The sequence below is a fragment of the Seonamhaeicola marinus genome, from assembly GCF_008085455.1.
In genome coordinates, this window is sequence record NZ_VSDQ01000714.1 from 1 (window position 1) to 240 (window position 240).

General features: G+C 31.2%; 1 protein-coding gene. It reads right to left on the bottom strand.

Going from position 1 to position 240, the window contains the following annotated elements; translation table 11 throughout:
* Positions 1-240 (bottom strand): aromatic amino acid lyase (locus FUA24_RS17305; protein WP_187388319.1); only part of this gene is annotated, 240 nt, incomplete at both ends.

The following is a 240-nucleotide window of genomic DNA, read 5'->3' on the forward strand; positions in this document are numbered from 1 at the left end:
AGTCTTCACTAAATTTATCATGGCATCAATGTCTGCTTTTAAAGCCCTGTCATCTTCAAGTTTTGTTACTTTACTTCTAATAATTTTAAAGTTTTCCTCTATAATATCAGAGAACGTATTGGGCCTTCTAAATTCTAAAGCTTGTGCAGCGTACATTAATTCTATAGCCAAAATCTTTTCTAAATTTTCTAAAATTTGGTTGAACTTTCTACCAGAAATACTTCCCATAGACACATGATC